This is a genomic window from Cribrihabitans marinus, from assembly GCF_900109035.1.
GTDB lineage: Bacteria > Pseudomonadota > Alphaproteobacteria > Rhodobacterales > Rhodobacteraceae > Cribrihabitans > Cribrihabitans marinus.
This window is the reverse complement of record NZ_FNYD01000003.1, coordinates 359,302-385,174: the sequence shown is the minus strand read 5'-3', so window position 1 is coordinate 385,174 and position 25,873 is coordinate 359,302. Positions and strand designations below refer to the sequence as shown.

The 25,873-nt window shown below is 57.7% G+C and carries 29 protein-coding genes; 16 read left to right on the top strand and 13 right to left on the bottom strand.

Annotated elements, in window-relative coordinates:
- Window positions 1-68: 68 nt before the first annotated feature.
- The 3 genes from BMX57_RS20340 to BMX57_RS06830 all read right to left on the bottom strand — a co-directional run bounded on the left by BMX57_RS20340 (window position 69) and on the right by BMX57_RS06830 (window position 883).
- A complete protein-coding gene (locus BMX57_RS20340; protein ID WP_143057899.1) occupies window positions 69-260 on the bottom strand; it encodes a hypothetical protein in 192 nt (63 codons plus the stop codon).
- Between the two features lie 66 nt (window positions 261-326).
- Complete coding sequence (locus BMX57_RS20335; protein ID WP_143057898.1) at window positions 327-548, bottom strand: hypothetical protein; 222 nt, start codon at window positions 546-548, stop codon at window positions 327-329.
- The gene (locus BMX57_RS06830) at window positions 545-883 is read right to left on the bottom strand and encodes a hypothetical protein (RefSeq protein ID WP_092364071.1); all 339 of its coding nucleotides are present in this window, start codon (window positions 881-883) and stop codon (window positions 545-547) included. The genes BMX57_RS20335 and BMX57_RS06830 overlap by 4 nt, the downstream gene beginning before the upstream one ends.
- 558 nt (window positions 884-1,441) lie before the next feature.
- Between BMX57_RS06830 and BMX57_RS06825 the strand changes: the two genes are divergently transcribed.
- Window positions 1,442-3,100 carry a primase-helicase family protein gene (locus BMX57_RS06825; RefSeq protein ID WP_143057897.1) on the top strand — a complete coding sequence of 553 codons (1,659 nt, stop codon included), beginning with the start codon at window positions 1,442-1,444 and terminating at the stop codon, window positions 3,098-3,100.
- Between the two features lie 66 nt (window positions 3,101-3,166).
- Here the strand turns inward: BMX57_RS06825 and BMX57_RS06820 are convergent, their stop codons facing one another.
- Both BMX57_RS06820 and BMX57_RS06815 read right to left on the bottom strand, forming a co-directional pair.
- Window positions 3,167-4,069 carry a hypothetical protein gene (locus BMX57_RS06820; RefSeq protein WP_143057896.1) on the bottom strand — a complete coding sequence of 301 codons (903 nt, stop codon included), beginning with the start codon at window positions 4,067-4,069 and terminating at the stop codon, window positions 3,167-3,169.
- A 57-nt stretch (window positions 4,070-4,126) separates the two neighbouring features.
- Window positions 4,127-5,071 (bottom strand): HNH endonuclease, encoded by a 945-nt coding sequence (locus BMX57_RS06815; protein WP_229724207.1) that lies wholly within the window; start codon window positions 5,069-5,071, stop codon window positions 4,127-4,129.
- A gap of 170 nt (window positions 5,072-5,241) precedes the next feature.
- On the opposite strand from BMX57_RS06815, the gene BMX57_RS06810 reads away from it, so the two are divergent.
- The 3 genes from BMX57_RS06810 (at window position 5,242) to BMX57_RS06800 (ending at window position 6,908) form a co-directional block, all read left to right on the top strand.
- Entirely contained in the window at window positions 5,242-5,550 is a 309-nt protein-coding gene (locus tag BMX57_RS06810) for a hypothetical protein (RefSeq protein ID WP_092364059.1), read from the top strand.
- A gap of 36 nt (window positions 5,551-5,586) precedes the next feature.
- Window positions 5,587-6,051: an HNH endonuclease signature motif containing protein gene (locus BMX57_RS06805; protein WP_092364057.1), complete on the top strand. Its 465-nt coding sequence runs from the start codon at window positions 5,587-5,589 to the stop codon at window positions 6,049-6,051.
- Window positions 6,052-6,125: 74 nt separating this feature from the next.
- Window positions 6,126-6,908, top strand: a complete 783-nt coding sequence (locus BMX57_RS06800) for a sigma-70 family RNA polymerase sigma factor (RefSeq protein WP_092364055.1) — start codon at window positions 6,126-6,128, stop codon at window positions 6,906-6,908.
- 213 nt (window positions 6,909-7,121) lie between these two features.
- Here the strand turns inward: BMX57_RS06800 and BMX57_RS20330 are convergent, their stop codons facing one another.
- Genes BMX57_RS20330 through BMX57_RS20325 form a run of 3 tightly spaced genes read right to left on the bottom strand, consistent with a single transcriptional unit; the run spans window position 7,122 to window position 10,243 of the window.
- Window positions 7,122-7,505, bottom strand: a complete 384-nt coding sequence (locus BMX57_RS20330; protein WP_143057895.1) for a VRR-NUC domain-containing protein — start codon at window positions 7,503-7,505, stop codon at window positions 7,122-7,124.
- The gene (locus tag BMX57_RS06790) at window positions 7,502-8,971 is read right to left on the bottom strand and encodes a DEAD/DEAH box helicase (protein WP_143057894.1); all 1,470 of its coding nucleotides are present in this window, start codon (window positions 8,969-8,971) and stop codon (window positions 7,502-7,504) included. The genes BMX57_RS20330 and BMX57_RS06790 overlap by 4 nt, the downstream gene beginning before the upstream one ends.
- A gap of 15 nt (window positions 8,972-8,986) precedes the next feature.
- Window positions 8,987-10,243, bottom strand: a complete 1,257-nt coding sequence (locus BMX57_RS20325; protein WP_143057893.1) for a plasmid recombination protein — start codon at window positions 10,241-10,243, stop codon at window positions 8,987-8,989.
- 556 nt (window positions 10,244-10,799) lie between these two features.
- On the opposite strand from BMX57_RS20325, the gene BMX57_RS20320 reads away from it, so the two are divergent.
- From BMX57_RS20320 to BMX57_RS20310, 11 genes are all read left to right on the top strand, one after another.
- Window positions 10,800-11,099, top strand: coding sequence for a hypothetical protein (locus BMX57_RS20320; RefSeq protein ID WP_143057892.1), 300 nt, complete (start codon window positions 10,800-10,802; stop codon window positions 11,097-11,099).
- 63 nt (window positions 11,100-11,162) lie between these two features.
- On the top strand, window positions 11,163-11,402 hold the full coding sequence (locus tag BMX57_RS06775) for a hypothetical protein (protein WP_092364040.1): 240 nt from the start codon (window positions 11,163-11,165) through the stop codon (window positions 11,400-11,402).
- Entirely contained in the window at window positions 11,399-12,424 is a 1,026-nt protein-coding gene (locus BMX57_RS06770) for a PD-(D/E)XK nuclease-like domain-containing protein (RefSeq protein ID WP_092364037.1), read from the top strand. Before BMX57_RS06775 ends, BMX57_RS06770 begins: the two co-directional genes overlap by 4 nt.
- A gap of 5 nt (window positions 12,425-12,429) precedes the next feature.
- Complete coding sequence (locus BMX57_RS20315; protein ID WP_143057891.1) at window positions 12,430-13,056, top strand: hypothetical protein; 627 nt, start codon at window positions 12,430-12,432, stop codon at window positions 13,054-13,056.
- 145 nt (window positions 13,057-13,201) lie between these two features.
- Window positions 13,202-13,456, top strand: a complete 255-nt coding sequence (locus BMX57_RS06760; RefSeq protein ID WP_092364031.1) for an Acb2/Tad1 domain-containing protein — start codon at window positions 13,202-13,204, stop codon at window positions 13,454-13,456.
- A 19-nt stretch (window positions 13,457-13,475) separates the two neighbouring features.
- Entirely contained in the window at window positions 13,476-13,841 is a 366-nt protein-coding gene (locus BMX57_RS06755) for a single-stranded DNA-binding protein (protein WP_177175405.1), read from the top strand.
- A gap of 219 nt (window positions 13,842-14,060) precedes the next feature.
- A complete protein-coding gene (locus BMX57_RS06750) occupies window positions 14,061-15,209 on the top strand; it encodes a DNA cytosine methyltransferase (protein WP_218142417.1) in 1,149 nt (382 codons plus the stop codon).
- The gene (locus BMX57_RS06745) at window positions 15,206-16,063 is read left to right on the top strand and encodes a hypothetical protein (RefSeq protein ID WP_092364022.1); all 858 of its coding nucleotides are present in this window, start codon (window positions 15,206-15,208) and stop codon (window positions 16,061-16,063) included. Before BMX57_RS06750 ends, BMX57_RS06745 begins: the two co-directional genes overlap by 4 nt.
- 121 nt (window positions 16,064-16,184) lie before the next feature.
- Window positions 16,185-16,412 (top strand): hypothetical protein, encoded by a 228-nt coding sequence (locus BMX57_RS06740; protein ID WP_143057890.1) that lies wholly within the window; start codon window positions 16,185-16,187, stop codon window positions 16,410-16,412.
- A gap of 56 nt (window positions 16,413-16,468) precedes the next feature.
- Window positions 16,469-17,062 (top strand): hypothetical protein, encoded by a 594-nt coding sequence (locus BMX57_RS06735; RefSeq protein ID WP_092364017.1) that lies wholly within the window; start codon window positions 16,469-16,471, stop codon window positions 17,060-17,062.
- Between the two features lie 58 nt (window positions 17,063-17,120).
- Complete coding sequence (locus BMX57_RS20310) at window positions 17,121-17,390, top strand: hypothetical protein (protein WP_143057889.1); 270 nt, start codon at window positions 17,121-17,123, stop codon at window positions 17,388-17,390.
- Between the two features lie 692 nt (window positions 17,391-18,082).
- On the opposite strand, the gene guaB is transcribed toward BMX57_RS20310, so the two are convergent.
- The gene (guaB, locus tag BMX57_RS06725) at window positions 18,083-19,531 is read right to left on the bottom strand and encodes an IMP dehydrogenase (protein WP_092364372.1); all 1,449 of its coding nucleotides are present in this window, start codon (window positions 19,529-19,531) and stop codon (window positions 18,083-18,085) included.
- A 248-nt stretch (window positions 19,532-19,779) separates the two neighbouring features.
- On the opposite strand from guaB, the gene BMX57_RS06720 reads away from it, so the two are divergent.
- The gene (locus BMX57_RS06720; protein WP_092364011.1) at window positions 19,780-21,825 is read left to right on the top strand and encodes an ASKHA domain-containing protein; all 2,046 of its coding nucleotides are present in this window, start codon (window positions 19,780-19,782) and stop codon (window positions 21,823-21,825) included.
- Between the two features lie 102 nt (window positions 21,826-21,927).
- Here BMX57_RS06720 and BMX57_RS06715 read toward each other — a convergent pair whose 3' ends face one another.
- From BMX57_RS06715 to BMX57_RS06700, 4 genes are read right to left on the bottom strand one after another with little or no spacing between them, the layout of a single operon-like run.
- Window positions 21,928-22,770, bottom strand: coding sequence for a sugar phosphate isomerase/epimerase family protein (locus BMX57_RS06715; RefSeq protein ID WP_092364008.1), 843 nt, complete (start codon window positions 22,768-22,770; stop codon window positions 21,928-21,930).
- On the bottom strand, window positions 22,770-23,921 hold the full coding sequence (locus tag BMX57_RS06710; RefSeq protein WP_092364006.1) for a dihydrodipicolinate synthase family protein: 1,152 nt from the start codon (window positions 23,919-23,921) through the stop codon (window positions 22,770-22,772). Before BMX57_RS06710 ends, BMX57_RS06715 begins: the two co-directional genes overlap by 1 nt.
- 21 nt (window positions 23,922-23,942) lie before the next feature.
- Window positions 23,943-24,713 carry a 3-ketoacyl-ACP reductase gene (locus BMX57_RS06705; RefSeq protein ID WP_092364003.1) on the bottom strand — a complete coding sequence of 257 codons (771 nt, stop codon included), beginning with the start codon at window positions 24,711-24,713 and terminating at the stop codon, window positions 23,943-23,945.
- On the bottom strand, window positions 24,710-25,855 hold the full coding sequence (locus BMX57_RS06700) for an acyl-CoA dehydrogenase family protein (protein ID WP_092364000.1): 1,146 nt from the start codon (window positions 25,853-25,855) through the stop codon (window positions 24,710-24,712). Before BMX57_RS06700 ends, BMX57_RS06705 begins: the two co-directional genes overlap by 4 nt.
- Between the last annotated feature and the right edge of the window lie 18 nt (window positions 25,856-25,873).

The following is a 25,873-nucleotide window of genomic DNA, read 5'->3' as shown; positions in this document are numbered from 1 at the left end:
GAGTTCATATCCAGTGACAAACCCACCGATCACGCAAAGCACAAACATTGCTACGTAGAGTTCGTGGGTCATACCTCACCGCCTTCCCACTCGATCAAATCTGCGGTCACACGTTCGGCCTCGCGGTCGCAGGCATCTGCATGAAGAGCGAACGTATTCTGTCCGTCACTCGACGGCGGATACAACGATGCGATGCGCCTGGCTTCGTTCGAAGCCCATCTCAACCCCTGCATTTGTCCTATTGCGATATCATTCTTCATTCATCTTCTCCTGTCTGTTTGTCTTTCTCCTTCGGAATTACGCCCCTGATCGCTGATCCAAAACGATCACCCAATTTTTCGATGTCGCGCATCGAGAAACTTGCCGATCAGAGCTAAACGCTCATGCCCCGACAGCTCATTCAGGTAGCATTCGAGAGCCCACGCGGCGTCATCGTCGGAGACATCAAGCCCCGGCACCGGAACACCGCAGTATGAGACGTGCGTGCGCTTTTCGTTGTCAGCACGAAAGACAGACAGATGGTCGGGATTTATCAAAAAACGGCTCATGTCAGACCCAATCCTTTGAAGATCGCGATGGCCTGCATGCGTTCATGTGCTGACAGCTCTTGAGCGCTGACTTGCACCATGAAGTAAATGTCGCCGCTCTTTATCCAGTCGAACGAATAGCCGAGGGCTATGAGCGCTCTCCTGGCTTCTGCAACAACAGGACCATCCAATTTCGTAGTTCTGAGCGTATCTGCAACCGCCACAGCCAGCTGGTCAGGAACAGGCGTTTTCTGAGCAGCAGCAAACAAGTTCAGATTTTCAATGTGCGGGAATTGATACTCGCACCACGCTGCAACATGGGTGAGATCATCTTCCAGTTTGTCTTCGTTTAGCACTTCAGTCTCCTTTTGCGGGAGAACATTGGCCGGAGTGTGCTGCGGCGAAGGGGAAATTTCCTGGTCAGTGGCTATGGGACAGATGGTACACTTTGGGACAGATCGAAAAAAGGTATCTGTCCCACCCTAAGCCCCTATTTTATATACTTAATATCCCTTTGGGACAGATGGGACAGATAATTAATATTAATAACACACGAAAGACATACATAGTTGTGCCTGTGAATTAACAACTATGTATGTGCATGTATAAGAGTGAGTGGTGACAGAAGTGTCCCATCTGTCCCACGACATAATTCTCCATAAAATACAGAAGCTTAAAGCGGGACAGAGCATCTGTCCCAGGCGCACTTAATCCGTCCCATCTGTCTCACACCCCAGAAATCTCATATAAAGTCAATCTTTTTTCGAATTTCATTTCACGAACGCGAATGCCGGGACCTATTTCCTCTTTGCGGTTGAGAAAACCGCGCTTCCACTGGTCCTAATAGCCCCCGGATTGATCCCCGGGGGCGGCCCAGGAGGAAGATAGGACAATAAAAAAAGTGGATACAGGAAATGAAAAAGAAACTCCCATCTCTCGCACGCACGCCTTCTGGATTGAAAAAGCCCGTTATTGAGGCCGTTCGAAAGAAAGCGACTGGCGTCACCAGTGAAGCTGTAGAGCGCGTGCTCGCGGTCGGTGACGATGACGCAGATGAAGATGCCGAGGAAGACGCAGATTATACAGACGCGCGAGAGTTCCTCGCATCAGTCTCTTCAGTCGAGCCAACTCATGTGTGGTGGATTTTGGCAAATCGAGACTTGGAAGCCGCTCAGGCTGCTGAATTGGGGCTTGTTGATGACACGGAGCAAGAGGACGGCGACCTGATTAAGGCTCTGAAGTATCTGCGCAGCCGGTATGTCTATGCATCCTTTCGAAATGAGCTCTGGGACCGCCGCGCTAAAGATTGGATTTCAACGCAATCCCTGACAAATGCTGAAGCACACCGCATGCCGTTTGATGATTTCGGAGAGCGCCGTGACGCATTCAAGCTTCTTCGAGGCGACGAGTATGCGGCCCGTGTGCACAATGAGCAGTTTGTGCCCGGCGATGAGCGCGAAATTGTCGAGGTAGCAGATAAACCTGGCGTTGAGTGGCTGAACACATGGGTGCCACCAAAGGTGAAGGCCGTGAAGGGTTCAGCCAAGATCATGCTCGACCACATCCTATATCTTTGCAATGGCAACAAAGAGCATGCAGGAATGATCGTCGACTGGCTCGCCTACGCTTACCAGAACCCCGGCAAAAAGATTAACTATGCCTTGCTGATCATCTCCGGCTACCAAGGCGTCGGAAAAGACACGCTTGCGCTGGCCATGGCCCGCCTGCTTGGCGAAGAGAACGTCCCGTTCATTGACGATGACGCCATCGCTGAAGGCCGCAACGAATACATGAAGCGCGCTCAGCTTGTTGTCGTTCCCGAGGTCATGTGCGGCGATCGCCGAGATGTCTCGAACAAAATGAAGCCGATCATTACGCAGCCCGTGGTCCGCATCAACGAGAAGAACCAGAAGCCCTATTTCACGCCAAACCGCGCCAATGTGGCTATGTTTTCAAACCACGAGAACGCCGCTTATATCGAGGATGGCGATCGCAGGCACCTTGTCATCATCTGCAAATCGAAGCCGCATGTGCCGGAATACTATGACGCGCTGTATGAGTATATCGAAGGCGATGGGATCGCAGGGTTTGCATGGTTTCTCAAGCATCGTGACCTGTCGAATTTCAACCCGAAAGCCAATGCTCCTCATACCGAATACAAGGACACTGTGAGAGCGGCGACCAAGGCAGGTTGGGAAGCTTTCCTTCAGGATGCGTGGGACAGCAATGCGGCGCCATTCGACCGCGATGTGATAAACCTTCGCGAAGCCGTTGCCGTTTTCGGCGAGATCAAGGGGGCACCCCGGATTTCTGTGCAGCAAATCGGGCAGTTCCTCAAGAAGGTGGGCGGCGGCGACCTGGGCAAGCCGCGCGTCACTGGCGGCAAGCAGGTCCGAGTTTGGGCCGTTAGAGACTTGGATGAACTCCAGAATGCCCAAAAGGAAATCCTGTCACTTGCGTATGGCGGCATGACATGGCGGAAGGCAGCTTTGGAAATTCAGAAGCCCCGGCAGGATCGCGACATTGCCGCCCATCGACTGATTGAGGCGGATAAGGCTGTCGCCGCCGAATGAATACCTGTCAGTCGGGCAATGGTCTCGACCCGTATCAACTGGCCCCTCTCCGGAGGGGTCTTTTCTTTATAGTAGCATTCCGCGCGGTCCGAGCAAAAACCGGATGACACTAAACATTCTAAGGAACAGATAATCTCGCATGTGTGTGCCTTCGCCGAGTTCTGTTTTTCCAACCTCATGATGCCTGATGCGCCAAGTATTTCCGATATCTGTCAGCGCCCTCATTTCCATGTTGATCATCTGCTTCGCTTCATCGCTTTGAGCAACTATCGCGATCATCGCTTCGACAGATTTCTTCTTATTGCTTGGATCGTCCTGTGTCTTGAGCCGTTCGAAGCCATCCCATAATGCTTCTATGGCTCGCTGCCCGGCGTCTTGATCTCTATCGAAAAAGCGCCGACGCGCCGTCTCCAGTAGGCCATCAAGAGCTTGGTCCCCTGTTTTGAACCGAGCCTGAGCAAGTAGCTTTGCATCCGGACCTTCTACCACACGGAGGATCCGACAACTTGGATCCATTTCGTAGGCAAGGCCATTTCGGCCGAGAACCGCATTGATCGCCTCGCGGAACTCCTTTTGACCTTCATCGCGGCTCCAAGACAGGTGGTGATGATCATAATATTTGTGCCAGTTTCCTTTCAGTGGCTTACCGACATGCATCGCCAACCATTCGATAGCGTCCAAGATAGCTCCTGTGGGAGCAATAGGCTCGTCGCCATCATACGGGATGACTGCTCGCTCCAGCCAACCATCCATCTCAGGCACAGCACCCAAAAGAGCGCCTTCAAATGTGTGCGCGTCAGTGCCATCGAAACCAGCACCGTCCGGACAGGTGGACGGAAAGTCGATACCGAATGCGTCTTGTGCATAGAGCCCGCGAATTGCCGCCGCGATCGCCCGCTCCTCTCGGCGATCCATGACCGTTTTTGTTCGAGCTTTGGGCGCTTGTTCGCGATCAGTGAATAGTTGCATATATTGCCTCCCAGGCGGATCGAGCAGACATGCTCAACATGTTGAACATACTTCTTCTTACCAGCCGTCAATCCAAATGTGTTGTGGAGGGACGGTAGCTTTACGCACGAAGTCAGGTTCAATGAGGGGCTGGAAGTCGCACAGCACAATCGCGGGGCCGAGGCAGCGTCCTTGAAACCGTGAAGCGGCCGACGGATCCAGAGATATGATCTTTGTAGAAGTATTTTCTGACGAAGTTGTGTCTGGATGAAGTTTTTTTGAATTCGGCAGGATGACGATATGATCGTAGATTATTGCGACTGGAAAAATATCGTCTCCGAATCTCATTAGACCAACGCCCGGCTCCAGAATCCATGGCTTTGGTATTTCAAGCAAGTAGTTCCATTTTATGATGAGCTTATCTGGATTGAGAATTTGCTCACGCACTGGGTCCAAGATTGTCTGAAAAATGAATGAATAGCCAAAGTGCTTGAAAAACAAACCATACGCTGCCGTGAGAAAGCCAACACCGAGCGCATCTTCGTTCGCAAAGACTGGTGTTTGAATATCTATCTTGATGTTCGTCGCAGTCTTATCTTTCCAATATGCTTCGTATTGCTTCGGATCCGATCTCGACTTGTCTGGAAAGATATCAATTCCTCCGTCTTCGCCCATCGACAAGCTGGCAGTAAGAGTGTTTCCATTTGATGACACCTTGACCTTCTGTTTCCTGGGGTCACCATGGAATGGGGTGCCACCTTCATTCAGATCAATCCAATCAGACAGCCATCTCGTTTGCTTTGCTCCGAACATGCTGTTGCAGGATTTGCACAAGAAGGTCGTAACCTTACCGCCCTGAGAAACCGGAATGATGTGCTCCTCCGTGATTTCCTTGCTATCCAGTGGGTAGTCTCTAAGACATGTCGGACAGCGGAATTGTCGCCGCCACTCAATGTTAAATCTCGCAAGCTCTTGAGAGATTTCCAGCAAATATTCCGCGCGCGTCGAGCACATCAAAACCACCAAGTCGTTGAATTTCTTTGTTTGAAGACTGTAACCAGCGCAGTCTGATGTAAACTGTATAGTTATCGTTCACGGTTTGGGAAGCGATCACCACCGAAGATCCTGAATGCTACCTTTCCTTCACATTTAACCCCTACTCCGAGCATGACAACTACCGGAAAGGAACAGCTTTGGCAGTAACAGAAGCAGAAGACTGGGCATTTGAGACAGTCGTTGAGCAGATGCAGTCACGAATTGACGGTGAAATCGACAGCTTTGAAAGCCTTGCATACAGCATGTTTGACGAGGACATGGCTGGCCGTGGAGCGGTGGGCAACCGACTTTACATCTCATCACCGACAGACACAAAGCCCTGCGCATTCATCGAAAAAACTGGTGAGAGTAGATTCCAGATTGTCATGGAATGGAATAGCGAAGAGAAGATTCGGGAGAACCTGGAGACCGCTCTGTATGAAGACATCAGGCACTATTTCGACTGATTTTTTGGAATAGCTGCAGGGGACTAATTCCCCTGCATGACACAAACAAAGAACACTCAGCCCCCTGGCTTCAAGTTCATCGGATCGACCGGCTACGTCTTCGTCATTCAGGATGATGGTGGTCTGATCGGCGAGCACAGAATTGTCTGGGAAGAAGCCCATGGCCCAATCCCTGATGGCTTCCAAATTCATCATCGCAACCATGACCGCACAGACAACCGCCTGGAAAACCTGGAATGCGTCGATACCGTCACGCACAAGCGTCTGCATATGGGGCACAGATGGGTTGAAGGGGTGTGGTTCAAGAAGTGCACTCAGTGCGGCGTAGAACAGCCTGACAGCGAATTTCCAACAAAGAAGTATGTCGACGGCGTTCGTATGACACGCGGCAACTGTCGTGAGTGCGAGCGTGAGCGGCAGCGTGCGAAGAAGGGGTATATCGGCGAGCGCAATGGCGGCGTCAGCTCTATGTTCGGCAAGCATTATGGGCCGAGAAAATAATTGGGCCTAATTTCAGAGCCGCAGATTGCGAACCTATGTCCCCTGCATAACGATAAAAATGCAGGGCTCAGGCAATGAAAGACAGACAGAGAAAAGAGTTTCAAGCTGCGTGGATCGCCGCATGGCAAACCGCAGGCGATGAACAAGCCATGTCGCACCTGATCGACTCATGCATGGGTTTGGTGTATCGCGAAGTCGGCCGCGCGAAAAAATGGTCACCTGTAGAGCGAGATGACCTGGTTTCGGAGGGTGTTCTCGGCATTATGCGTGCAGCAAAGGCATTTAATGCGCTACGTGGCAAGCCTTTCTCCGGATGTGCTGCAGTCTATATCCGCGACAACGTTCTACGCTGCGCCCAGCGGCAAGGAATGCCGGTATCATTTTCAAACTCTCGTAAAGAAGAGCGCGTGCAGCGCAAGATCTTTGGTCTAATGTCAGAAGCCGAGGCAGTCGGCTTTACGGATCGCGAAGCACTTCAATACGCAGCGTTGGAGCTGAACATCACCGAAGAGCACGCTGCTGACGCCATTAGCGTCCGCAAGGGAAAAGCGATTATTGAGGACATAGAGGCCGGCGAGCATGGAGTCCAGTTGGCAGCCGATGGGATCGACATGGCTGAAGTGATCGACGCGCCGCGAGTGACGCAGATATTGCGTGAGATCGTCGATGCACTTGAGCCTCGGGCCCGTCGCATCGTTGAAGCCCGTTTTTTTGAAGAAGGATTTGTGTCACTCGACGTTTTGGCAGCAGAGTTCAGCATTTCGCGTGAGCGTATCCGACAAGTCGAAGTCGCGGCGATGTCCGACCTGAAGGTTGCATTGCAAAAGCGCGGACTAAGCCTGGAGGATTTGCTGTGAAGTGCCTGGTAATGAAGGATTTGACCGACGCAGATTACGTCGCCGCCGGGGTTTCGAACCATCGGATCCTGCAGATGAACGGGATGACGGATGAGCAGCGGATACGGTTTTTGGGTTTGGACGTGATGGTGCAGGTCATATTTAGATCAGTCACGCTGCCTACGATGCAGCGAAACATGCGAATTGTCGGTCGAATGGCCATGATCCAGCATCTCAATGACTGCGACAGCAATCGGCGGCTGGGTCACCTGCCACCGCTATAATGCCATCCACGGCCTCCTGACCTGATCTGGCGAGGACATAGATCGCACCCATCTTCTCGACGGCCGTCTGCCATCGCTTTTGAGCCTCACGTTGCTTCCCGGTGCGTTTCTTGCACTCGACAAAGTAGATCTGGCCGTCTGGAAGAAATCCGACGATATCTGCGATGCCTTCAGGTCCGAGTTCAATCCAGTGTCCGGATGCGGACTGGATCTTCCCTGCATTCTGTCGCCAGCATATGCCCAGTCCGGCCGCGGAGATCATGACCAAGCATTCTTTCAGGATTACCGATTCCGGCCGGTCCCGGCGCTTGGATCTGTCTGTCTTTCGGGTCATGTCGGCCAGCCGTCCAGGCCGAACTTTGGCCCGGCAGGCTTTGGCCGGCCTCCCATGGTCTTCCATCTCTTGAATGCCCATCCAGGGGCGTAGCCACGGCGCGTGCCAAGTGCCTGGAGCTCCTGCAGGCTTCCACAGGCTCGCTCCTCGTCGAGGCGCACCTTGGCGGCCTCTTTCTTGGCAGCTGCGAGTTCTTCCTTTTCGAGCTTACGGATCTCTGCCGCACGCTCTTTCGAGATGCGCTTATCAGGCCCGTTGTCCGCGCCGCAGTATTTGCAAACCGGTGCCGTAGGATAATGCTGGAAGCATGTGTTGCACTGACGCGTCGATAGATGCTCACCGTCTTCCGTGACTTCAGATGCTTTGACCCGGCCCGCTGAACCCTGCAGTGAGAATTTTCGCGCAATGCACGGGTGTCCGTGCTCGGCGACATTCCCGACCAAGTCTTCATAGATGCCGCATATCTTGCCATCAGCCGGGCGAAGTATCCGGCCTGCTCGCTGGATGTATCTGACAATCGACATGGTCTTTGCGCAGTCGATAAGAATCTCCAGGTCGGGGATATCTGTCCCCTCTCCTATAACGTCTACATTCCAGACAAAATCGGTGTCGCCGGTCTCGTATCCAGCAAGGATCGCATCTCTATCATCATCCGGGGTCGCCGCCGAAAGACAGAAAGCTTTGAAGCCAGCAGATTGAAATCGCTCTGCTTGATGTTCACAGAATTCGACAGAAGGACCAAATCCCACGCCGCGTTTGCCTGGCTTGTGCTGCGCCTGGAAGCGGACAAGAGGATCGCCGTCCCTACCCTTTCTTTCGAGAGCCTTTATGATCTTTGACGGATCGTAATCTGAACCCCTTGGTTTAGATAGAATGAGCCGATCTGGCGCACCGAATACATCGCAATCCACAAGATAGCCGCGCTCAATGAGCCAGGGTATAGATGGACCTTCGACCATCACCTCAAAGATATCAGATAGGCCAGTTCCATCAGCACGCTCGGGCGTGCCAGAGAGACCAATGACGATGGCGTCCGGATACTCGGCAAGGATCGCCGCCCACATCCCTGCAGTCGCGTGGTGCGCTTCATCAAGAATGATCAGGTTTGGAGTGGTGATCGCGTCGAGCTTGCCGACGAGAGTCTGCACCGAAGCGATCTGGAGCGGTAGGTCGGGCTCGAAATCGAACCCGGCTTTGACGATCCCAGCGCGCATATCGAACGCCGCGAACGTGTCGCGAGGCTGCGTGACCAGCTCTTTTCTGTGAGCGGCGAACAGGATATTCAGTGCACGGGACAGACCGTCATGGACAAAGCGCGCGGCCGTCCTGGTCTTGCCGGACCCGACTGGGGACTGCACGAGAATGCGGCGACGGCCGGCCCTAATGTGGGAGTAGACTTCGCTGACAATCTTCGCCTGATAATCCCTGAGTGAAACATGCTGCATACCCTGGAGATGTGGCCCCAAGGTATGTTCCGGCGGTCACCGCTGCCGCTGATCGCCGCCGAGGTTGCCGATCATTTCCCGCATTCTTGTAATCGCCCGGACGCTCGTTTGAACGAGCGGATGATCGACCAGCCCGACCTTGCGCGCAGCGGTTTTGACCGCCTCCCCGAGATTTTCAAACTCGCGCAAAGCACTGACCAGGAGGCCGGTTTTGCGCTCGACCTCTGCTGCTTTCGCATCAAGATTTTTGTCGCGCTCAGCTCTCTGTCTGTCTTCCTCCGCTATGCGTGCAGTGCGCTCGGTGTCGGTCAGACGACGGCGCTCTGCGGCCTCTTCATCGGCTTTCTTCAGTCGTGCCAAATGCTCGCGCTCCTCGCGTTCGCGCCGCCGATCCTCTGCTATTATTGCAAGGGAAAGGGCTTCACGCTCTTTTCGTGCGGCCTCGCGTTCGGCCTCGGCTTCCTGGCGCTTATTCTCTTCAAGATCGGCCGCCGCAACGGATTTCTTCTCTGCTTCAATCAGACCCATCCGCTGCTGCTGGCGCCATTGCCAAGGCTCAAGTCGGCGCGCTTTGTCCGGTGGCATCTCGCCCTTCGCGCGAGCTTCACGCCGAGCCTTTGCAGTCTTCTTGCCGCGCGTCAGCCCGATGCCTTCGAACCATTCTCCGATCTCGTCTTGCGCCTTCTCGGCATTGCGAAAGTGGATCATATCCGTTGGCTGCAGCATGCGTTGGACGCCTTTGGTCTTCGTCTCTTTCGTGTTCCACGCGCGAGCGTAGAGATGCAGATGGGGTGATTTTTCATCATACTCCCACACCGCAAATAGCCAGTATTTCTTCGGTATCTTCTCTTCAACGAATGTCTCGGCAAGCTCTTCAAACGCGGCGCAGATTTCAGGATCTCGGAAGTCCGCACCTTCGAAATCTTCGAAGCCTTTCTGTTTGAAGAAATCGTCGTGGGCAGACAGAAGGATGCTGCGAGCGACGCCCAGTTCACTGCTCTTTTTCCAGGGATCTATGCCGCCGCGAGTGTGCCGTCGCTTTGCTTCCGTGGGCCGACCGCGAGCATAAAGCGCAGCAACCTCGTTCCGCATGTTCAGTTCTTTGTATGCCTCAACTTCTGCGACAAAATCTGTAGCCCAAGTTTCTCGATTTCCGTGAATGACACGGTTCTGCTTGAACCGGTCGGGAGCGCAATGCTCAAGGTCTCCGTGCGTTCGATTGTGATGCTTTTGGAAATAGATCAACTGCTCTGGAGAGTAGCCTTCCATGTGATAAACGACTGCGTGTGACATATATATTATCCTCCTGTTCGGGAGGGAGATGGGGCCCTGCTGCGCATGCCGCTCCGAGAAAATGCTACGTGGGCTAAATCTCACTAAATAACTCTGCAAATCTGGACTGGGTCCAGACCGCTGCGCTTTTTCAGAGTTACCGTTCGCCCTGCCGGGGGCCGCCTTCCGCGGGACCTTTCCGGGGGACGCAAAAGAGGGGCTGTCGCGCCGCCTCTTCTGGACTTCTCCGCTCCCAATGGCCGGGCTATCGCGCCCTTCCCCTGGACCCCTTCCACTCATCTCCGACGGGACTTCCTGTCGGCCGGGAGTGAGGCTCTGCCGACACCCCCTGGACCCCTCTCCGCCAAGAGATGGGGCGCGCGTGCTGCCCCTCTCCTGGACCTCTCCCAGACGCCCTGCCGGGGGCTTTCCCGTGCATCCTCAAAAAACAAATCAATTGAAAACAGCGGCTTAAAAAAAAGTTCGCAGGTTCGATTTCCGCGCTCAGAAAGTCAGAGCGAAGTAATGCGTAGAAACCGCACTGATCGCCGGGCGGTAGTGAAAACGGAACTACTAAATGACAACAAAAACTCGCATTGAAATATACCAAAAAGACGGCCTGGATTTTCACGTAACAGCAACAGACGGCAGTGAATACCTCGTCGAAGTTAAGCCGTTTGACGGTGGAATTTATTCGGACGTTTATCAAAACAAAGAGCGTGTGTCTGGCTACCAACGGGAGTGTGAACACGACATCTGGAACTGCCTCCAATTTCTTTCAGATGTGTTTTGCGCTTGCCCTCCGGAAGGGGCTTGCGAGGACTGTGTATTCGAAATGCTATCTGAAATTGCACTGAAACAGCGCGAATTCGCATGAATGCATTTGGATCAGCCCATTCCGCTTCCCTAAGTCCATTCCAGGACGGAAGGAAACGGAGAAATGACAAAACTCACAACATTCAAAGAAGCGGCAGAACTCGTGCAGCATGATCCGAAGAATCCGGATTATGCGGCGCTGTTCTTGACCGCCGTCGACCTCGCAAATGAGCAGTCTGAGCTGGAATACAAGGTGCTGAAACTTGGCGACGCTCTAATGGAAATAGTCGAACAAATGAACAAACTGAAAGCCGCTAAAGCGGCTCAGAGAAAAACAGAAGTTGAGGCAGGACTAAACAGATGAAACATGAAAATTTCGACGTTGAGCAGTGCGAAGCTGTCGATCCGGACACCAAGAAAATTGGAGTGCACCCAGGCTTGAGTAATGCCAAATATCACGGCGGCAAGGAAGAGGTTTCCAAGTCAAGCCTCGATGTCATCCGCAAGTCACCGGCGCATTTCCTGCACTCTCGGACAGTAGAGCGCAAGGCACCGACAGCGGCGCAACGCACTGGCACGATTGACCACACAATACTACTTGAACCGGAAAACTTTTGGAAAGAATACGCCCGGCCGTTTGTGGCGCCTGTGGGTGCATTGGCAACCGCCGATGACATCAAAGCCCGCCTGAAAGAGCTTGGCCTGCCTGTGAGCGGCGCAAAGGCTGCCATCACTGACAGACTGCGTGAAGCTGACCCGGATGCCATTTTCCTTGACGATGCCAAAGCTGCTTATGCCGATGAGGTTGGTGGCCGCGAGATACTCACTGAAGAGGAGCTTGCACAGGCTGAGGCCGTGCGTGCATCAGTCATGGCTCACCCCGTTGCTGGCAAACTGCTCGACCCCGAGGCGGGTATTGCTGAGTTGAGCTGCTACTGGAAAGATCCGGAAACTGGCGTTCAATGCCGTTGCCGTCCTGACTTTTGGCGACGCGATGGGCTGATTGTAGATCTCAAAACCTGCCTGGATGCGAGCCCAGAGGGTTTCTCGAAGTCGATCTACAACTGGCGCTACCATGTCCAACACGCCTTCTATGTTGACGGCATTAAAGCTGCTTTGGAGCAAGGCCCAAACCCGCTCAATATGCCGGCCCCTACGCACTTTGTGTTCGTCGCAGTTGAGAAGACTGCGCCTTACGCGGTGGGTGTCTACATGCTCGACGCAGAGAGCGTCGACATCGGCCGTCGCGATTACCGTGAAGACCTGGCTCGATATGCAGAGTGTCTGACCGCTGATGACTGGCCCGCATATTCCCCCCAAATTGAGCCGATCTCACTACCAGAATGGGTGCTGCGTCGGGAATCTTACGAAGCCGAAGAAGGATAATAAAAATGGCAATCGACATCACAAAAACCATGGTTGGCAAGACCGACCAACTCAATGCATATGACTTGCTGTCTGGTCCGCGCACGATCCGGATCCGCAGTGCAGAGCTTGTCAAGGGGGACCAGCCCCTTGCGCTATACTTTGACGGCGATGAAGGAAAACCTTGGAAGCCAGCCCTGACCGTTCGCCGCATTCTCGGCATGGTCTGGGGGCTCGATGCGGAAAAGTGGGTTGGTCTTCATTGCACGATCTGGTGCGACGAGAAAGTCAGATTTGGAGGAGCGGATGTCGGCGGCATCCGGGTCAGTCACATGGAGGGTTTGACTCAACCCAGGAAGCTGAACCTTGCGACGGCACGCAACGCCCGCGGGAACTTCACGGTTCAACCCCTTAAAGTTCAAGCGAAGGTCGGAAGCAAAGCGGAAGCGTATCGCGCTCGACTGCTTGAGGTTGCAGAGGATCCGAAACTGCGCGTCGAAGATGCGTGGGCAAAGATCGACGATGAGATGAAGGTCGAACTTGGAAATGGCCTGCTCGATCAGATTCTGGCTGTTGAGCAGGCTGCGGAGGATCACGTCAAAAATGATCCAGGTGCCGCTGCCGATGCTCTGAATGCGCAAATTTCTGGTTGACCACGGCATCCCAGGGGCGGACATTTCCGCCCCTTTTTCAGAGCCCTGAAAGATTTTTCAGAAAAATTTCGAATTCGTTTTTGTGTCGACGTCACGTGACTAATTCCAATCCAGCAGAACAAACCATCCAAAAAGGAAAACGGGCATGAACGATTTCAAGAGCACTGATGATGCGCGCACCGAGAATAGCGGTGTCCGCAAAACGTATCGCAAGCTCTCCGACCAGGAGAAGTTCTCGATCGACGAAATCAAGGATCTCGGTGACGAGTTCCTGAAAGCGATCGCGTTCTATCAGGAGCACTACTGCGAAGGCGATGGCGGTAAGGCCCGCGAGTTCGCTCTCGCGCGCACGCACCTCGAAGATGCTGTCATGCGCGCTGTTCGCGGCATCACGCAATAATAACAACAGGAAAACAGGCATGAACACATTTACATTCACCGGTCGCGTAGTAGCAGATCACGACGGCGTTCGTCAGGTCGGCGACAACAAGGTCCTCAATTTCCGCGTCGCATCCGACGTCGGGTTCAGCAATCATAAGAGCACGCTTTGGCTATCCTGCGCGCTCTGGAACAAGCGCGCCGAGGCCCTGGCACCAATGCTGAGCAAGGGCCAGTTTGTTGCCATCTCAGGCGAGCTGAGCCAGCGCGAGTATGAAAAGGATGGTCAGACCCGCACCGCTCTTGAGGTCCGGGTTGGGGAAGTCGACCTTGGACCAAAGGTCCAGGGCGGCAGTCAGCAACCCACCAGTTCCGGCGGACAAGTCGATGACGAGGTGCCTTTTTAATACAAGAATACCCGCGGTGTGGCGCTTGCTCGACGCGTAAAATCCAGTTCTGACCGCGGGTTCTTCGATGCGGAACTGGAACGAGCATGAGACCCAGGTGAAAGCCTGGGTCTTACCAATTCTGGGGTGCTGCGCTGCACTTTTCTCAATATCCTGTCAATGAAAACTTGATACTTGGCACCTCTTCTGGTCTACATCGAAGAAAACTGGAGGCGGAACGTGTCAAGAACATTCTACGAATTCTTTGCAGGCGGCGGGATGGCTCGTGCCGGGCTTGGATCCGGCTGGAAGTGTCTTCTTGCTAACGATTTCGACCGCAAAAAGGGTCTGACATACGGTAAAAACTGGGGTGATGATCATCTCGTGGTAGATGATATTCGCAACATCGGACCTGAAGACATGCCGGGTAAGCCTGATCTGGTATGGGGCTCCTTTCCTTGCCAAGATCTTTCCTTGGCAGGTGGTGGCGCAGGCCTCCGCGGCGATCGCTCAGGAACTTTCTGGCCCTTTATTTCCCACATCCAGTCGCTCAGAGATGAAGGTCGAGCACCTGCTATTATTGCCCTTGAGAACGTCCTGGGAACACTGACATCGCACAGCGGAAAGGATTTCGCTGCTATCTGCGAGGCCTTGAAGAATTTGGGCTACAACTACGGTGCTATGGTTGTTGATGCATCCCTATTCGTCCCACAATCCCGCCCGCGACTCTTCGTGATTGGCGTCAGATCTGATATTTCGACACCTCCTGTGCAGACTTCTGAGGAACCGTTAGCACCATGGCACACAACAGGTCTCAAGAATGCCTACAAGCGCCTGCCTGACGTTCTTCAAGAGGGTTGGATCTGGTGGCGCATGCCGAAACCCCCTAAGCGTGAACAAAGCTTTGGAGATCTCATCGAAGAGAATCCGGCATCATGCAAGTGGCATACGAAGGCAGAGACCACGACACTCTTGAGTATGATGTCGGAAGTTAACCTGGCCAAGGTCGAGACCGCGAAGGCTGCAAGGAAGCGCATGGTTGGCACGATCTACAAGCGGACAAGGCACGAACACGGTATCAAGGTTCAGCGCGCCGAGATCCGGTTCGACGATATCGCCGGGTGTCTCCGGACGCCTGCAGGTGGATCCTCTCGACAATTGATCATGGTGATTGAAGGGGAGAAAATCCGCTCCAGGCTGATATCGACGAGGGAAACCGCAAGGCTGATGGGCCTGCCCGATTCATATGAGCTGCCAGATCGCTACAATGAAGCATATCATCTTACCGGAGACGGAGTTGCGGTTCCGGTTGTTCGACATATTGCCAAACATGTATTGCAACCCCTACTACTTGCTCATGAAACAACTGTAAGTCGAGAAGTAGTGTGAGCGAAATACCCTGCGAAAAGAACGCCGAATTAAGACAGAAAATACTTGAGTTTGCTGAGGTTCTGAAAACTGAGGCTCATAAACTTGGTGAGCACGGGCTTGATGAACAGGACTTTTACCAGTCCGGTTTATTTCGCGGGACGATTGAGCGCATTCGCGGTCAGTTTTCGGCATCAATGCGAGAGAAGCGCGATTTTGTAGCTTTGGTTTTGGCGCATATGCAAGACGGCGGATACATTGCTGACTGGGGTTCTGCGGGTGAAGCCAATCGCCATGACTACTTTGTCGAACTGAATAACGGTCGGACTGCTATCATCGAGTTGAAGGGGTGTCTCGATGGCAACAACACAAACATCTTCGAACGGCCTCCGCACGCGGATGAGTTCATTGTATGGAGTGTGTGTAGCAATCCAGGCGCCGACCCCAGGCACAACGTCTGGTCGGGTATCCATACTCGGCTCAGCGCGGAGATGATCGACCGGAACCAGCGCATCGACGGCCTGGTTGTCTGGGATTGGATTTGCGGAACAACCGCAAGACCCTGCCCCAAGCTGCGCGGTGCTGAGGATCGCTTAACGGATATCGGTCCTTATCGACTGCCCCCACCCTGCATCTATCTTTTCCCTGGCACCGTGCCCAGCGTTCGCAATAACCCCAATCCCCGCGTCAACACACTCGGCGACGTGGGTATCCTGGATGCTATGCATCGTTGCTTTGGGGGTGAAGATGCTGAAATTAATAGCGTCGGCATTGAGGTCGCACATCGCGGTATCGAAACAGTCAGAACAACAACAATTCGCAGGAATGGTGTCGTGCAAAAAACAACTGACCCAACACCTATTCGACGATCGTAGAGAATTATTCAGTCGAATATCAAAAATTTCCTGATTTCTTTTTGAAATGGGAATCCCCTCTCTATTTCCTCTGTATCGGAGCGGCACACAGTGCCCGATGCACACAGAAATGGAGAAGAAAATGACGCAAAAAACAATCTTCAAGCTACATCTTTGCGATGACCAGGACTACACCCGTGAGGGCTGCGACTTTGTTCGTAAAGAAGCAAACTACTTCGAATTATCACAGATGGATGAAACTGAGCTTTCAGAAACAGAATTGCTCTTGAGTAGATTTCAGTCTCATGTCGAAAACTTGCTTGAGAAGAAACGGTTAAAGACAGCCAAGCTGAACGGCGACATCTGGTAATCAACATCATTCACACAAATCTCCGCCTCCCCGCCGGGCGGTAACGGAGACTACACATGACAATACAATACGAATCCGATGAAATAATTGACGCAAAATATCCGGAAAAAGGATGGCGTGAAGTTGAAATTGAGCGGCTCGCGGAGCTTCCGGGCGCTACTTTCAAAAGCACATTCGGCGAAGCAGTCTACGCATATGCGCGCGATGATCTCTACAATCGTGGTGGCTTCTATAGCTACTCAGACCGAGATCGAGATGCATATTGGCCGACTGCGCTGACGAGGGGCTATAACGCGTATGCTCGACAAGAACTCGCAGCGCGCTTCGATGACACGCCGACGCCGGAGCAGATTAAGACCGCTCAGTTGCGCTCCAAACAATTTCTGGACGGCTGGAAGCTCATGACGGGCAACGACATGAAAGGTGGCCTGCTGTCTGCGCATGATCGAATTGAAATCGCGAAAGGTGTTCCGGAGAATTTCAGGTCAGCAGCGAGAGAGCTGAGAGATGAAGGCGTGACCGCTTTTGTAGATAAGCAGATACAGCGCGGTATTATGCTGTCTCACGCCGAGCGCGACCGAGAAGACGTGCAGATGGGGCGAGCGATGGCGCCGGTTAAAACGGCGCGTCAAAAACAGCGGGTGAGATGACCCTCGCAAATTTGACGGCTCTTCGATATGAGAGCCGTCAAAATTGTGAGGATATTCCATGTCAGATGATGATGAATTTGAGGCCGCGTTCAAGCAATTGAGCGCGGCTGTTGATGTCTTTGCAGGTCCGCTTGAGAAGAGCCCCCTGGCGCTGAGTGCAGTGCATGTAGAGCGCGAGAATGGGGCTGACTATGTGTTGCTGAGTAGTGAGGTGTTCAAGCTGCTGGAAGCCAAGGCGGCGGCTTGGGATGAAGCGCATGGGGATGCAGACGCGGAGGCCGCAGATGAGGCTGATTTGCTGGGAATGCTGAGTGAACGGAAGCATTGAATTGAATTGCCGAGGGCGGATCCGGAGACCCGCCCTCTTGTATGAGATCGGATCGGACCCGATCTGCCTTCTCGTCTATAAAGGCCCCACTTTGCAGTCAAATGAACCGACTTGATCTTAGACGATCGGAACGACCCCAGCGCACTGTGAGCAAGCGGTCATCGCTGAAGCGTGCCGCAGTTGAATCCAGTTGCCCTCATCGCTCTCGCTGACCCCGTGGGTGGCACTCCGCGGTTCCCTTCCGGGCCCTGGCTGTCCGCGGGTCGTGTCCTGGAGACTGCCAGGCCAGGCCCCTGATGGGGTCTCAGTGGCGGATGCAAGCAGAGCCGCTCTCAGGAAGGAGATGTGTCCCTGGCACCGATCTCGCTCATCTGATCAGGATTTTTCTGCAACCTGGACCGGGACTAATTCCATTCAGCAAAAGGAGGCTGACATGACACGCAACACATACGGCAGCCTGGTGGCAGCCGCTCACAAATACAATCGCACTCGCCGACCAGGAATTTTTCTGCGCCTCGCAGTCTGGCGATTACGTCGGATTGATCCGAGGAATCCGGCGCTGAAGACTGCATCTAACACATAAGTCCATGCATCTACATTGCATCTAAACCAGACGATACTTCCTGATAATCCCTGACATTTGGAAAAAATGGCGCTCCAGGGAAAACCCAGAAGCGCCTTATTTTTATAGCCTATCCAATCCGGTAGTTCGGACTTTCGCGGGTGATCTGCACGTCATGCACATGGCTTTCCTTCAGGCCCGCGCCGGTGATCTTCACGAAGTGGCAGTTTCGCCGCATCTCCTCGACCGTGGCACAACCGGTATAGCCCATTGCCGCGCGCAGCCCGCCCACCAGCTGGTGCACCACGGCCGAGGCCGACCCCTTGTAGGGCACCTGCCCCTCGATCCCCTCGGGGACCAGCTTGTCGCTGGCCGCATCCTTCTGGAAATAGCGATCCGCCGAGCCGCGCGCCATCGCACCCAGCGAGCCCATACCGCGGTAACTCTTGAAGCTACGGCCTTGATACAGAATGACTTCTCCGGGGGACTCGTCGGTTCCGGCGATCATGCTGCCGACCATGGCACAGGAGGCCCCGGCGGCGATGGCCTTGGCGAAGTCGCCCGAGAACTTGATGCCGCCATCGGCGATCACCGGCACGTCGCCCGCCGCGATCGAGCAATCCATGATCGCGGTCAGCTGCGGCACGCCGACGCCCGCCACCATCCGCGTGGTGCAGATCGAGCCCGGGCCGATGCCCACCTTGACCGCATCGGCACCCGCGTCGATCAGCGCACGGGTGGCATCGGCGGTGGCCACGTTGCCGGCGATGATCTGCACCTCGTTGGACAGCCGCTTGGCGCGCCTGACGGCATCGATGACGCCGTCGGAATGGCCGTGGGCGGTGTCGATCACCACGATGTCGGCGCCCGCGTCCACCAGCGCCTCGGTCCGGGCGAATCCGCTGTCGCCGACCGAGGAGGCCGCAGCCACCCGCAATCGGCCCAGGGCATCCTTGCAGGCGGTCGGGTTGAGCACCGATTGCTCGGTGTCCTTGAGCGTCAGCAACCCGGTCAACTTGCCGCCGCCATCGACCACCAGAAGCTTCTCGATCCGGCGCGACTTCATCAGGCTGATGGCCTCGTCCCGGTCCGCCGGTTCGCGCAGGATCGCCAGGCTTTCCGATGTCATCATCACCCGCACCGGCGTGTCGTCGTCGCGGGCAAAGCGCATGTCGCGGTTGGTGACGATGCCGACCACCCGGCCGCCTTCGTCGACAACGGGAAAGCCGGTGAAGTTGTAGCGCTGCACCAAAGCCTTGGCATCCGCCAGGGTCTGATCCGGCCGCAGCGTGACCGGGTTGTAGACGATGCCGGATTCAAAGCGCTTCACCCTGCGCACCTCGCGCGCCTGGGTCTCGGCATCGAGGTTCTTGTGGATCACGCCGATCCCGCCGGCCTGCGCCATGGTGATCGCCATGCGCGACTCGGTCACGGTGTCCATCGCCGAGCTGAGCAGCGGAATGTTGAGCGCGATCTCGCGGGTGACTCGGGTGCGGGTGTCGGCAGTGGACGGCAGCACCGAAGAGGCCCCCGGAACCAGAAGAACATCGTCGAAAGTGAGCGCCTCACGAATCTGCATCGTCATTCCCCATGCAACGTCCCGTTTGGCGGTCACCCTATGGCATGGATCCGCGGCAGTGGAAAGAGAGCGCGGGGCAAGATGAAGCCGCCTCATCCAGATCATGTGCCGAATGGCCCTGTTCCCTGCCCCGCGCCGGCGGTAATGACGCCCATGCACCGCAAATTGCCGCAGAACGTGCGGTCGGCGCGGCCGGCGGCCCTATAGTCGGCGCCAGATGCGAATACCAGCGCAGGATGGATGATCCCATGAGCAGCGACCCCCTTGTCGTCTTCACCCCGTCGGGCAAACGCGGCCGGTTTCCCGTGGGCACGCCGGTCCTGACCGCGGCGCGGCAACTGGGGGTCGATCTCGACTCGGTCTGCGGCGGGCGGGGGATCTGCTCGAAATGCCAAATCACGCCGGCCTATGGCGAGTTCTCGAAACATGGCGTCACGGTGCGCGACGGCGCGCTGAGCGAATGGAACAAAGTCGAGCAGCGCTATGACGACAAGCGCGGGCTAAAACCGGGGCGGCGGTTGGGTTGCCAGGCCACGGTGCAGGGCGACGTGGTGATCGACGTGCCGCCCGAAAGCCAGGTGCACCGGCAGGTGGTGCGCAAGGCGGCGACGGTGCGCACGCTCACGATGGATCCGGCCACGCATCTTTTCTATGTCGAGGTCGCCGAGCCCGACATGCACGAGCCCACCGGCGATCTGGAACGGCTGAGCCGGGCGCTGCGCGAGCAATGGGAGATCGACGCGGTCACGGCCGACCTGTCGCTCTTGTCCAAGCTGCAACCGGTGCTGCGCAAGGGCGGCTGGAAGGTCACCGTCGCGCTGCACCGCACCCATGAGCGCGGCGCGCACCGGATCCTCGACATCTGGCCCGGGTTTCACGAGGACAGGATCTATGGGCTGGCCATCGACCTCGGTTCGACCACCATCGCGGCGCATCTGTGCGACCTGCGCAATGGCGACGTGACGGTCTCGTCCGGCGTGATGAACCCGCAGATCCGGTTCGGCGAGGATCTGATGAGCCGGGTCAGCTATGCCATGATGAACCCCGGCGGCGACCGCGAGATGACCGCCGCGGTGCGCGAGGCGATCAACGGGCTGTGCCGGTCCATCGCCGACGAGGCCGGGATCTCCACCGACCAGATCTTCGAGACAGTGTTCGTCTGCAACCCGGTCATGCACCACCTGCTGCTGGGCCTGGACCCGGTCGAGCTGGGCCAGGCGCCCTTTGCCCTGGCCACGTCCGAAAGCCTGTCCCTACCGGCGCGCGAGATGGACCTGACCGAGATGAACCCGCGCGCGCAGGTCTATATCCTGCCCTGCATCGCCGGCCATGTCGGCGCCGACTGCGCCGCGGTAGCCCTGAGCGAGCAGCCCGGCAAGTCAGAGGACCTGGTGCTGATCGTGGATGTCGGCACCAATGCCGAGATCCTGCTGGGCAATACCAGCCGCGTGCTGGCCTGTTCCTCGCCCACCGGACCGGCCTTCGAGGGTGCGCAGATCAGTTCCGGGCAGCGCGCCGCACCCGGCGCTATCGAGCGCGTGGAAATCGACACCGAGACGCGCGAGCCTCGGTTCCGCGTGATCGGCTGCGATCTGTGGTCCGACGAGGACGGGTTCGACGCCGAGATCGCCGCCACCGGGATCACCGGCATCTGCGGCTCGGGCATCATCGAGGCCGTGGCCGAGATGCGCATGGCCGGGCTGCTGGACGACAGCGGCCTGATCGGATCGGCCGAGCAGACCGGAACCACGCGCTGCGTCCCCGAGGGGCGCACCCATTCCTATCTGATCCACGATGCGAGCGCCGAGGGCGGGCCGCGCATCAGCGTGACCCAGGGCGACATCCGCGCGATCCAGCTGGCGAAATCGGCGCTCTATGCCGGCGCCCGGCTGCTGATGGACGAGATGGGGGTCGACCGAGTGGACCGCGTGGTGCTGGCGGGCGCGTTCGGGGCGCATATCTCGACCAAGCACGCGATGGTGCTGGGCATGATCCCCGACGCGCCGCTCGACAAGGTGATGAGCGCGGGCAACGCCGCCGGCACCGGCGCGCGCATCGCGCTGAGCAATATCGGCGCCCGGGCCGAGATCGAACAGACCGTGCGCAAGATCACCAAGGTCGAAACCGCGATCGAGCCGAAATTCCAGGAGCATTTCGTGGCCGCCAACGCGATCCCGCACAAGACCGACGGGTTTCCGGAACTGGCCAAGGTGGTGACCCTGCCCCAGGTCTCGTTCAACACCGGCGGCGAAGGCGGGGCGTCCGGCGGGCGCCGGCGCCGGCGGCGCGGATAGAGGGGTCGCTGCCCCCGTCGCCTGCGGCGACTCCCCCGAGGTATTTTCCGCGAGAGGAAAGCCCTGCCGCGCCCGGGATTGCTGTCCGGGCTTTTCCGGCCGTCAGCAAAACCTGCGGAACCGATCGACAATCGTGTCGAGCACCTGCTCGGGCGGGCGTTTCCACCAGTTTTGGGCCGAGAAGATCTCGACTTCGCACAGGCCGGCATAGCCCGCTCCCTCGACGTCGCGGCGGATCGCGCGGAGGTCGGCGACCCCATCGCCCATCATGCCCCGGTCGAGCAGCATGTCGGATGTATGCTCCAGCCAATCGCAGAGGTGATAGCCAAGAATCCGCCCCGAGGCGGCGGCGAGGCTGTCCGACAGGCACGAGTCCCACCAGACATGATAAACATCGACCGCGATGCCGACATTCGGCCTGTCGATCGCCCGGCACAGCTCCAGCGCCTCGCGCACGGTGAAGAGGCAGGTTCGGTTGCCGCCGAACATCGGGTTGAGCGGCTCCAGCGCCAGCGCAACGCCATTCCGGGCCGCGTGATCGGCATGGGCCGCCACCCGCTCGGCCAGGCGCTTGCGGCTGTCGCCCGTTCCCTTGGTTCCCGGATCCGTGCCTCCGGTCACGATCGTAAGAACGCCGGCGCCCAGGGCGGCGGCCATGTCGATGCTGGCGGTCACCTGGTCAGCCGAGCCGGCTTCGGACCCGGTCAGGTAAGGTGTCCGGCACAGGCCCACCACCTGCATTCCCGCCGCCCGCACACGCTCGCCGATCTCGATCGCCCGGCCGCCGATCTCGCGCCGCCAGAACACCAGCCCGCCATAGCCGCGCGCGGCGCAGGCATCGATCACGCGTTCCGGGGACCAGCCGGCGCCCGGCCCGTCCAGATTGTGGCCCAGCGTCGCGGTGTTCAGCGCCAGGGCGGAATGGTCCGAGGTGAAGTCCCGCATCACGCCACGCCATAGAGCGACAGCAGCCGTTTCATCCGCTCTGTCGCCAATTCGGGATCGCGCAGGAGGCCACAGCCATCGGCCAGTCGGAACACCTCGGTGAAATAGGGCAGCGGCCGCGCGGCCTGCGCGCCGCCCAGCATGATGAAATGATCCTGGAACCCGTTGAGCCAGGCCAGAAAGACCACGCCCGTTTTGTAGTATTGCGTGGGCGCCCGGAAGATCAGCCGGGCCAGCGGCACCGTGGGATCGAGCGTTGCGCGAAACCCGGCCGCATCCCCCTGCCCCAGCAGGCTCACCGCCCGGGCGGCGGCGGGCGCCAGCGGGTCGAAGATGCCAAGGAGCGCGTCGGAATGGCCCTGCGCATCACCCTCGATCAGTTCGGGATAGTTGAAGTCGTCACCGGTATACATGCGCACGCCCTCGGGCAGGCGGCGGCGCAGGATCACCTCCTTGTCCTTGTCGAGCAGCGAGATCTTGATGCCGTCGACCTTGTCGGCATTGCCCTCGATGATCGCCAGGACGGTTTCCAGCGCCTCGTCGAAGCTTGCGCTGCCCCAGTATCCGGCCAGGGCGGGGTCGAACATGTCGCCCAGCCAATGCAGGATGGCGGAGTGATCGCAGCCTTGCAGCAATTCGCCATAGAGCCTGATGTAGTCGTCGGGCCCGGTCGCGACCCGGGCCATCGCACGGCTGGCCATCAGGATCACCCGCGCATCCAGCGCCTGGATGGCATCCAGCTGTTGCCAATAGGCGCGCCGGACATCGTCGAGACCGCGCGCCTCGGCCGGGTCCAGGTGATCGGTGCCGCAGCCATTGGCCACAAGGGCGTCGGGCAACTCGGTGCGGGTGCGCCGGATCAGTTCCAGCGCACCGTCCCAGTCCAGCCCCATGCCGCGTTGCGCGGTGTCCATCGCCTCGGCAATGCCCAGGCCGAGCCCGTGCAGGTGGTGCCGGAAGCGCATGGTTGCATCCCAGTCGACCCTGGCCGGGCCGGTTGGATCGTTGGCGGCGAAGGGATCGGCCACCACATGCGCCGCGGAATAGACCACGCGGGCGGCATCGCGCGCAAGCCGCGCCTCGGGCAGCGGGGTTCCGGTCAGCGTGTAGTCGGACAAGGCGCCGTGTGCATCTGGCAGGGCAATCTTCATCAACGGTCCTCGGCAACGGGTTCAGAAACGGGGAATCAGCATCCCGGCATCGGCCGAGATCGCCTGTCCGGTCGTGTAGGGCAGCTTGCCGGCGGCCAGAGCGGCGATGATGTCGCCGACCTCTTCCGGCTGTCCGACGCGCGGGATCAGCGTCAGGCCCGCCCTTGCGCGCGCTTCGTAATCCGCGATGACCGGCGCGGTCATGTCGGTGGCGATCAGGCCCGGCTGGACATCGTAGACGGCAATCTCCTCGCGCCCCAAGCGCACCGCCCAGGCCTTGGAGGCCATGGACGCGGCGGCCTTGGACACGCAATATTCCGACCGGGGCTCGGCGACGGCGACGGCATTCGACGAGGTGACGTTGACCACGCTGTGAAACAGGCTCGCCGCCCTTTTGCGGGCCAGCAGGCGGCGCGCGAAGGCCTGGGTCAGAAAGAACAGGGCCCGGGCATTGACCGATTGGCAACGGTCATAGCTGTCCTGGCTCACGTCCAGGGGATCGCCGCGGGCCATGACACCGACGCCGGCGTTGTTGACCAGCGTGGTCAATGGTCCCAGTGCCGCTTCGATACCGTTCAGGGCGCGCTCATGCGCCGACAGGTCCGTCACGTCGAAAGGCGCCACATGCACGGCCCCGCCTTCCTCGGCGACGCGATCCGCCGCGGCGCGCAGCTCGTCGTCGTCACCCGGCCCGTTCACGGCAACGGCAAACCCCTCGCGCGCCAGCGCGACCGCGGCGGCCAGGCCGATCCCGCGGCTGGATCCGGTGATCAGGGCGACCTGCCCGCTCATGGTGTTGCCCCCTTTGCCAAAAGCTCGCGCGCGATGATCATGCGCTGGATCTGGTTGGTGCCCTCGTAGATCTGCGTGATCTTGGCGTCGCGATAGAGCCGCTCCACCTCGAAACCCCGAATATAGCCCGAGCCGCCAAAGACCTGAACCGCATCCGCCGAACGTGTCACCGCCATGTCACCGGCAAAGCACTTGGCCATCGAGCAATGGCGCGTGGCATCTGCCCCGATATCGAGCTTGTGCGCGGCGCTGTGCACCAGCAGGCGCGCGGCCTCGACATCCTTGGCGATGTCGGCCAGCAGCCATTGCACGCCCTGGAACTCGGCAATGGGCTTCTTGAACTGCTTGCGCTGCCGGGCATAGTCGACGGCTGCTTCCAGCCCGGCCTGCCCGATGCCAACGGCCAGGGCGGCGATGCCGACGCGCCCCTTGTCCAGAACGCTCATCATCATGTGGAACCCGCGCCCCTCCTGACCCAGCAGGGCCTCGGCGGGCAGCCGCACGTCGTCGAAATCAAGCGCACCGACCTGGCTGGCGCGCTGTCCCATCTTGTACTCCTTGGGCCCGCGCGAGACGCCCTGGGCGTGCAGGTCGACGATGAAGATCGACATGCCGCGATGCCCGGCCTCGGGGTCGGTGCGGGCCAGAACAAAACCGAAATCGGCCACCGGGGCGTTGTGAATCCAGATCTTGCCGCCATTCAGGCGCCAGCCATCCCCGTCGCGCAGCGCGGTGGTGCGAATGCCCGAGACATCCGTACCTGCCTCGGCTTCGGTGATGCAATAGGCCGCCCGTTTCCGTGCGGCCAGCACATCGCCCAGCCATGCTTCGCGCTGCGCCGGCGTGCCGTGCTGGACCAGAAGGGTCGAGATCAGTTCGACCAGCCCGCATTGATCCGCGACCGAGGCGTAGCCGCGCGACAGCTCCTCCATGACCAGGGCATAGGTCACGGTGTCGAAGCCCGGCCCGCCCATCTCTTCCGGCACACAGATGCCGAACAGACCCAGCTCGGCCATCTGGTCGTAGAGCTCGGTAGGAAAGCGTTCCTCCCGGTCCAGCTCTTCGGCGAGGGGGCGGATGACGTCTTGCGCGAACTGGCGCGTCATGTCGCGCACCTGCTCATGGGTTTCGGTCAGGAACATTTTCACCCCGTGAGTAAC

Bases quoted from the DNA above. Each gene is read 5' to 3' on its own strand.
- BMX57_RS06705 (WP_092364003.1), bottom strand. From the start codon at position 24,713: ATGAGCGGGCAGGTCGCCCTGATCACCGGATCCAGCCGCGGGATCGGC.
- BMX57_RS06735 (WP_092364017.1), top strand. From the start codon at position 16,469: ATGACAATACAATACGAATCCGATGAAATAATTGACGCAAAATATCCG.
- BMX57_RS20340 (WP_143057899.1), bottom strand. From the start codon at position 260: ATGAAGAATGATATCGCAATAGGACAAATGCAGGGGTTGAGATGGGCT.
- BMX57_RS06720 (WP_092364011.1), top strand. From the start codon at position 19,780: ATGAGCAGCGACCCCCTTGTCGTCTTCACCCCGTCGGGCAAACGCGGC.
- BMX57_RS06700 (WP_092364000.1), bottom strand. From the start codon at position 25,855: ATGTTCCTGACCGAAACCCATGAGCAGGTGCGCGACATGACGCGCCAG.
- BMX57_RS06770 (WP_092364037.1), top strand. From the start codon at position 11,399: ATGAAACATGAAAATTTCGACGTTGAGCAGTGCGAAGCTGTCGATCCG.
- BMX57_RS06805 (WP_092364057.1), top strand. From the start codon at position 5,587: ATGACACAAACAAAGAACACTCAGCCCCCTGGCTTCAAGTTCATCGGA.
- BMX57_RS06755 (WP_177175405.1), top strand. From the start codon at position 13,476: ATGAACACATTTACATTCACCGGTCGCGTAGTAGCAGATCACGACGGC.
- BMX57_RS06715 (WP_092364008.1), bottom strand. From the start codon at position 22,770: ATGCGGGACTTCACCTCGGACCATTCCGCCCTGGCGCTGAACACCGCG.
- BMX57_RS20335 (WP_143057898.1), bottom strand. From the start codon at position 548: ATGAGCCGTTTTTTGATAAATCCCGACCATCTGTCTGTCTTTCGTGCT.
- BMX57_RS20310 (WP_143057889.1), top strand. From the start codon at position 17,121: ATGTCAGATGATGATGAATTTGAGGCCGCGTTCAAGCAATTGAGCGCG.
- BMX57_RS06760 (WP_092364031.1), top strand. From the start codon at position 13,202: ATGAACGATTTCAAGAGCACTGATGATGCGCGCACCGAGAATAGCGGT.
- BMX57_RS06820 (WP_143057896.1), bottom strand. From the start codon at position 4,069: ATGCAACTATTCACTGATCGCGAACAAGCGCCCAAAGCTCGAACAAAA.
- BMX57_RS06775 (WP_092364040.1), top strand. From the start codon at position 11,163: ATGACAAAACTCACAACATTCAAAGAAGCGGCAGAACTCGTGCAGCAT.
- BMX57_RS06825 (WP_143057897.1), top strand. From the start codon at position 1,442: ATGAAAAAGAAACTCCCATCTCTCGCACGCACGCCTTCTGGATTGAAA.
- BMX57_RS20315 (WP_143057891.1), top strand. From the start codon at position 12,430: ATGGCAATCGACATCACAAAAACCATGGTTGGCAAGACCGACCAACTC.
- BMX57_RS20320 (WP_143057892.1), top strand. From the start codon at position 10,800: ATGACAACAAAAACTCGCATTGAAATATACCAAAAAGACGGCCTGGAT.
- guaB (WP_092364372.1), bottom strand. From the start codon at position 19,531: ATGCAGATTCGTGAGGCGCTCACTTTCGACGATGTTCTTCTGGTTCCG.
- BMX57_RS06710 (WP_092364006.1), bottom strand. From the start codon at position 23,921: ATGAAGATTGCCCTGCCAGATGCACACGGCGCCTTGTCCGACTACACG.
- BMX57_RS20330 (WP_143057895.1), bottom strand. From the start codon at position 7,505: ATGACCCGAAAGACAGACAGATCCAAGCGCCGGGACCGGCCGGAATCG.
- BMX57_RS06740 (WP_143057890.1), top strand. From the start codon at position 16,185: ATGACGCAAAAAACAATCTTCAAGCTACATCTTTGCGATGACCAGGAC.
- BMX57_RS20325 (WP_143057893.1), bottom strand. From the start codon at position 10,243: ATGTCACACGCAGTCGTTTATCACATGGAAGGCTACTCTCCAGAGCAG.
- BMX57_RS06800 (WP_092364055.1), top strand. From the start codon at position 6,126: ATGAAAGACAGACAGAGAAAAGAGTTTCAAGCTGCGTGGATCGCCGCA.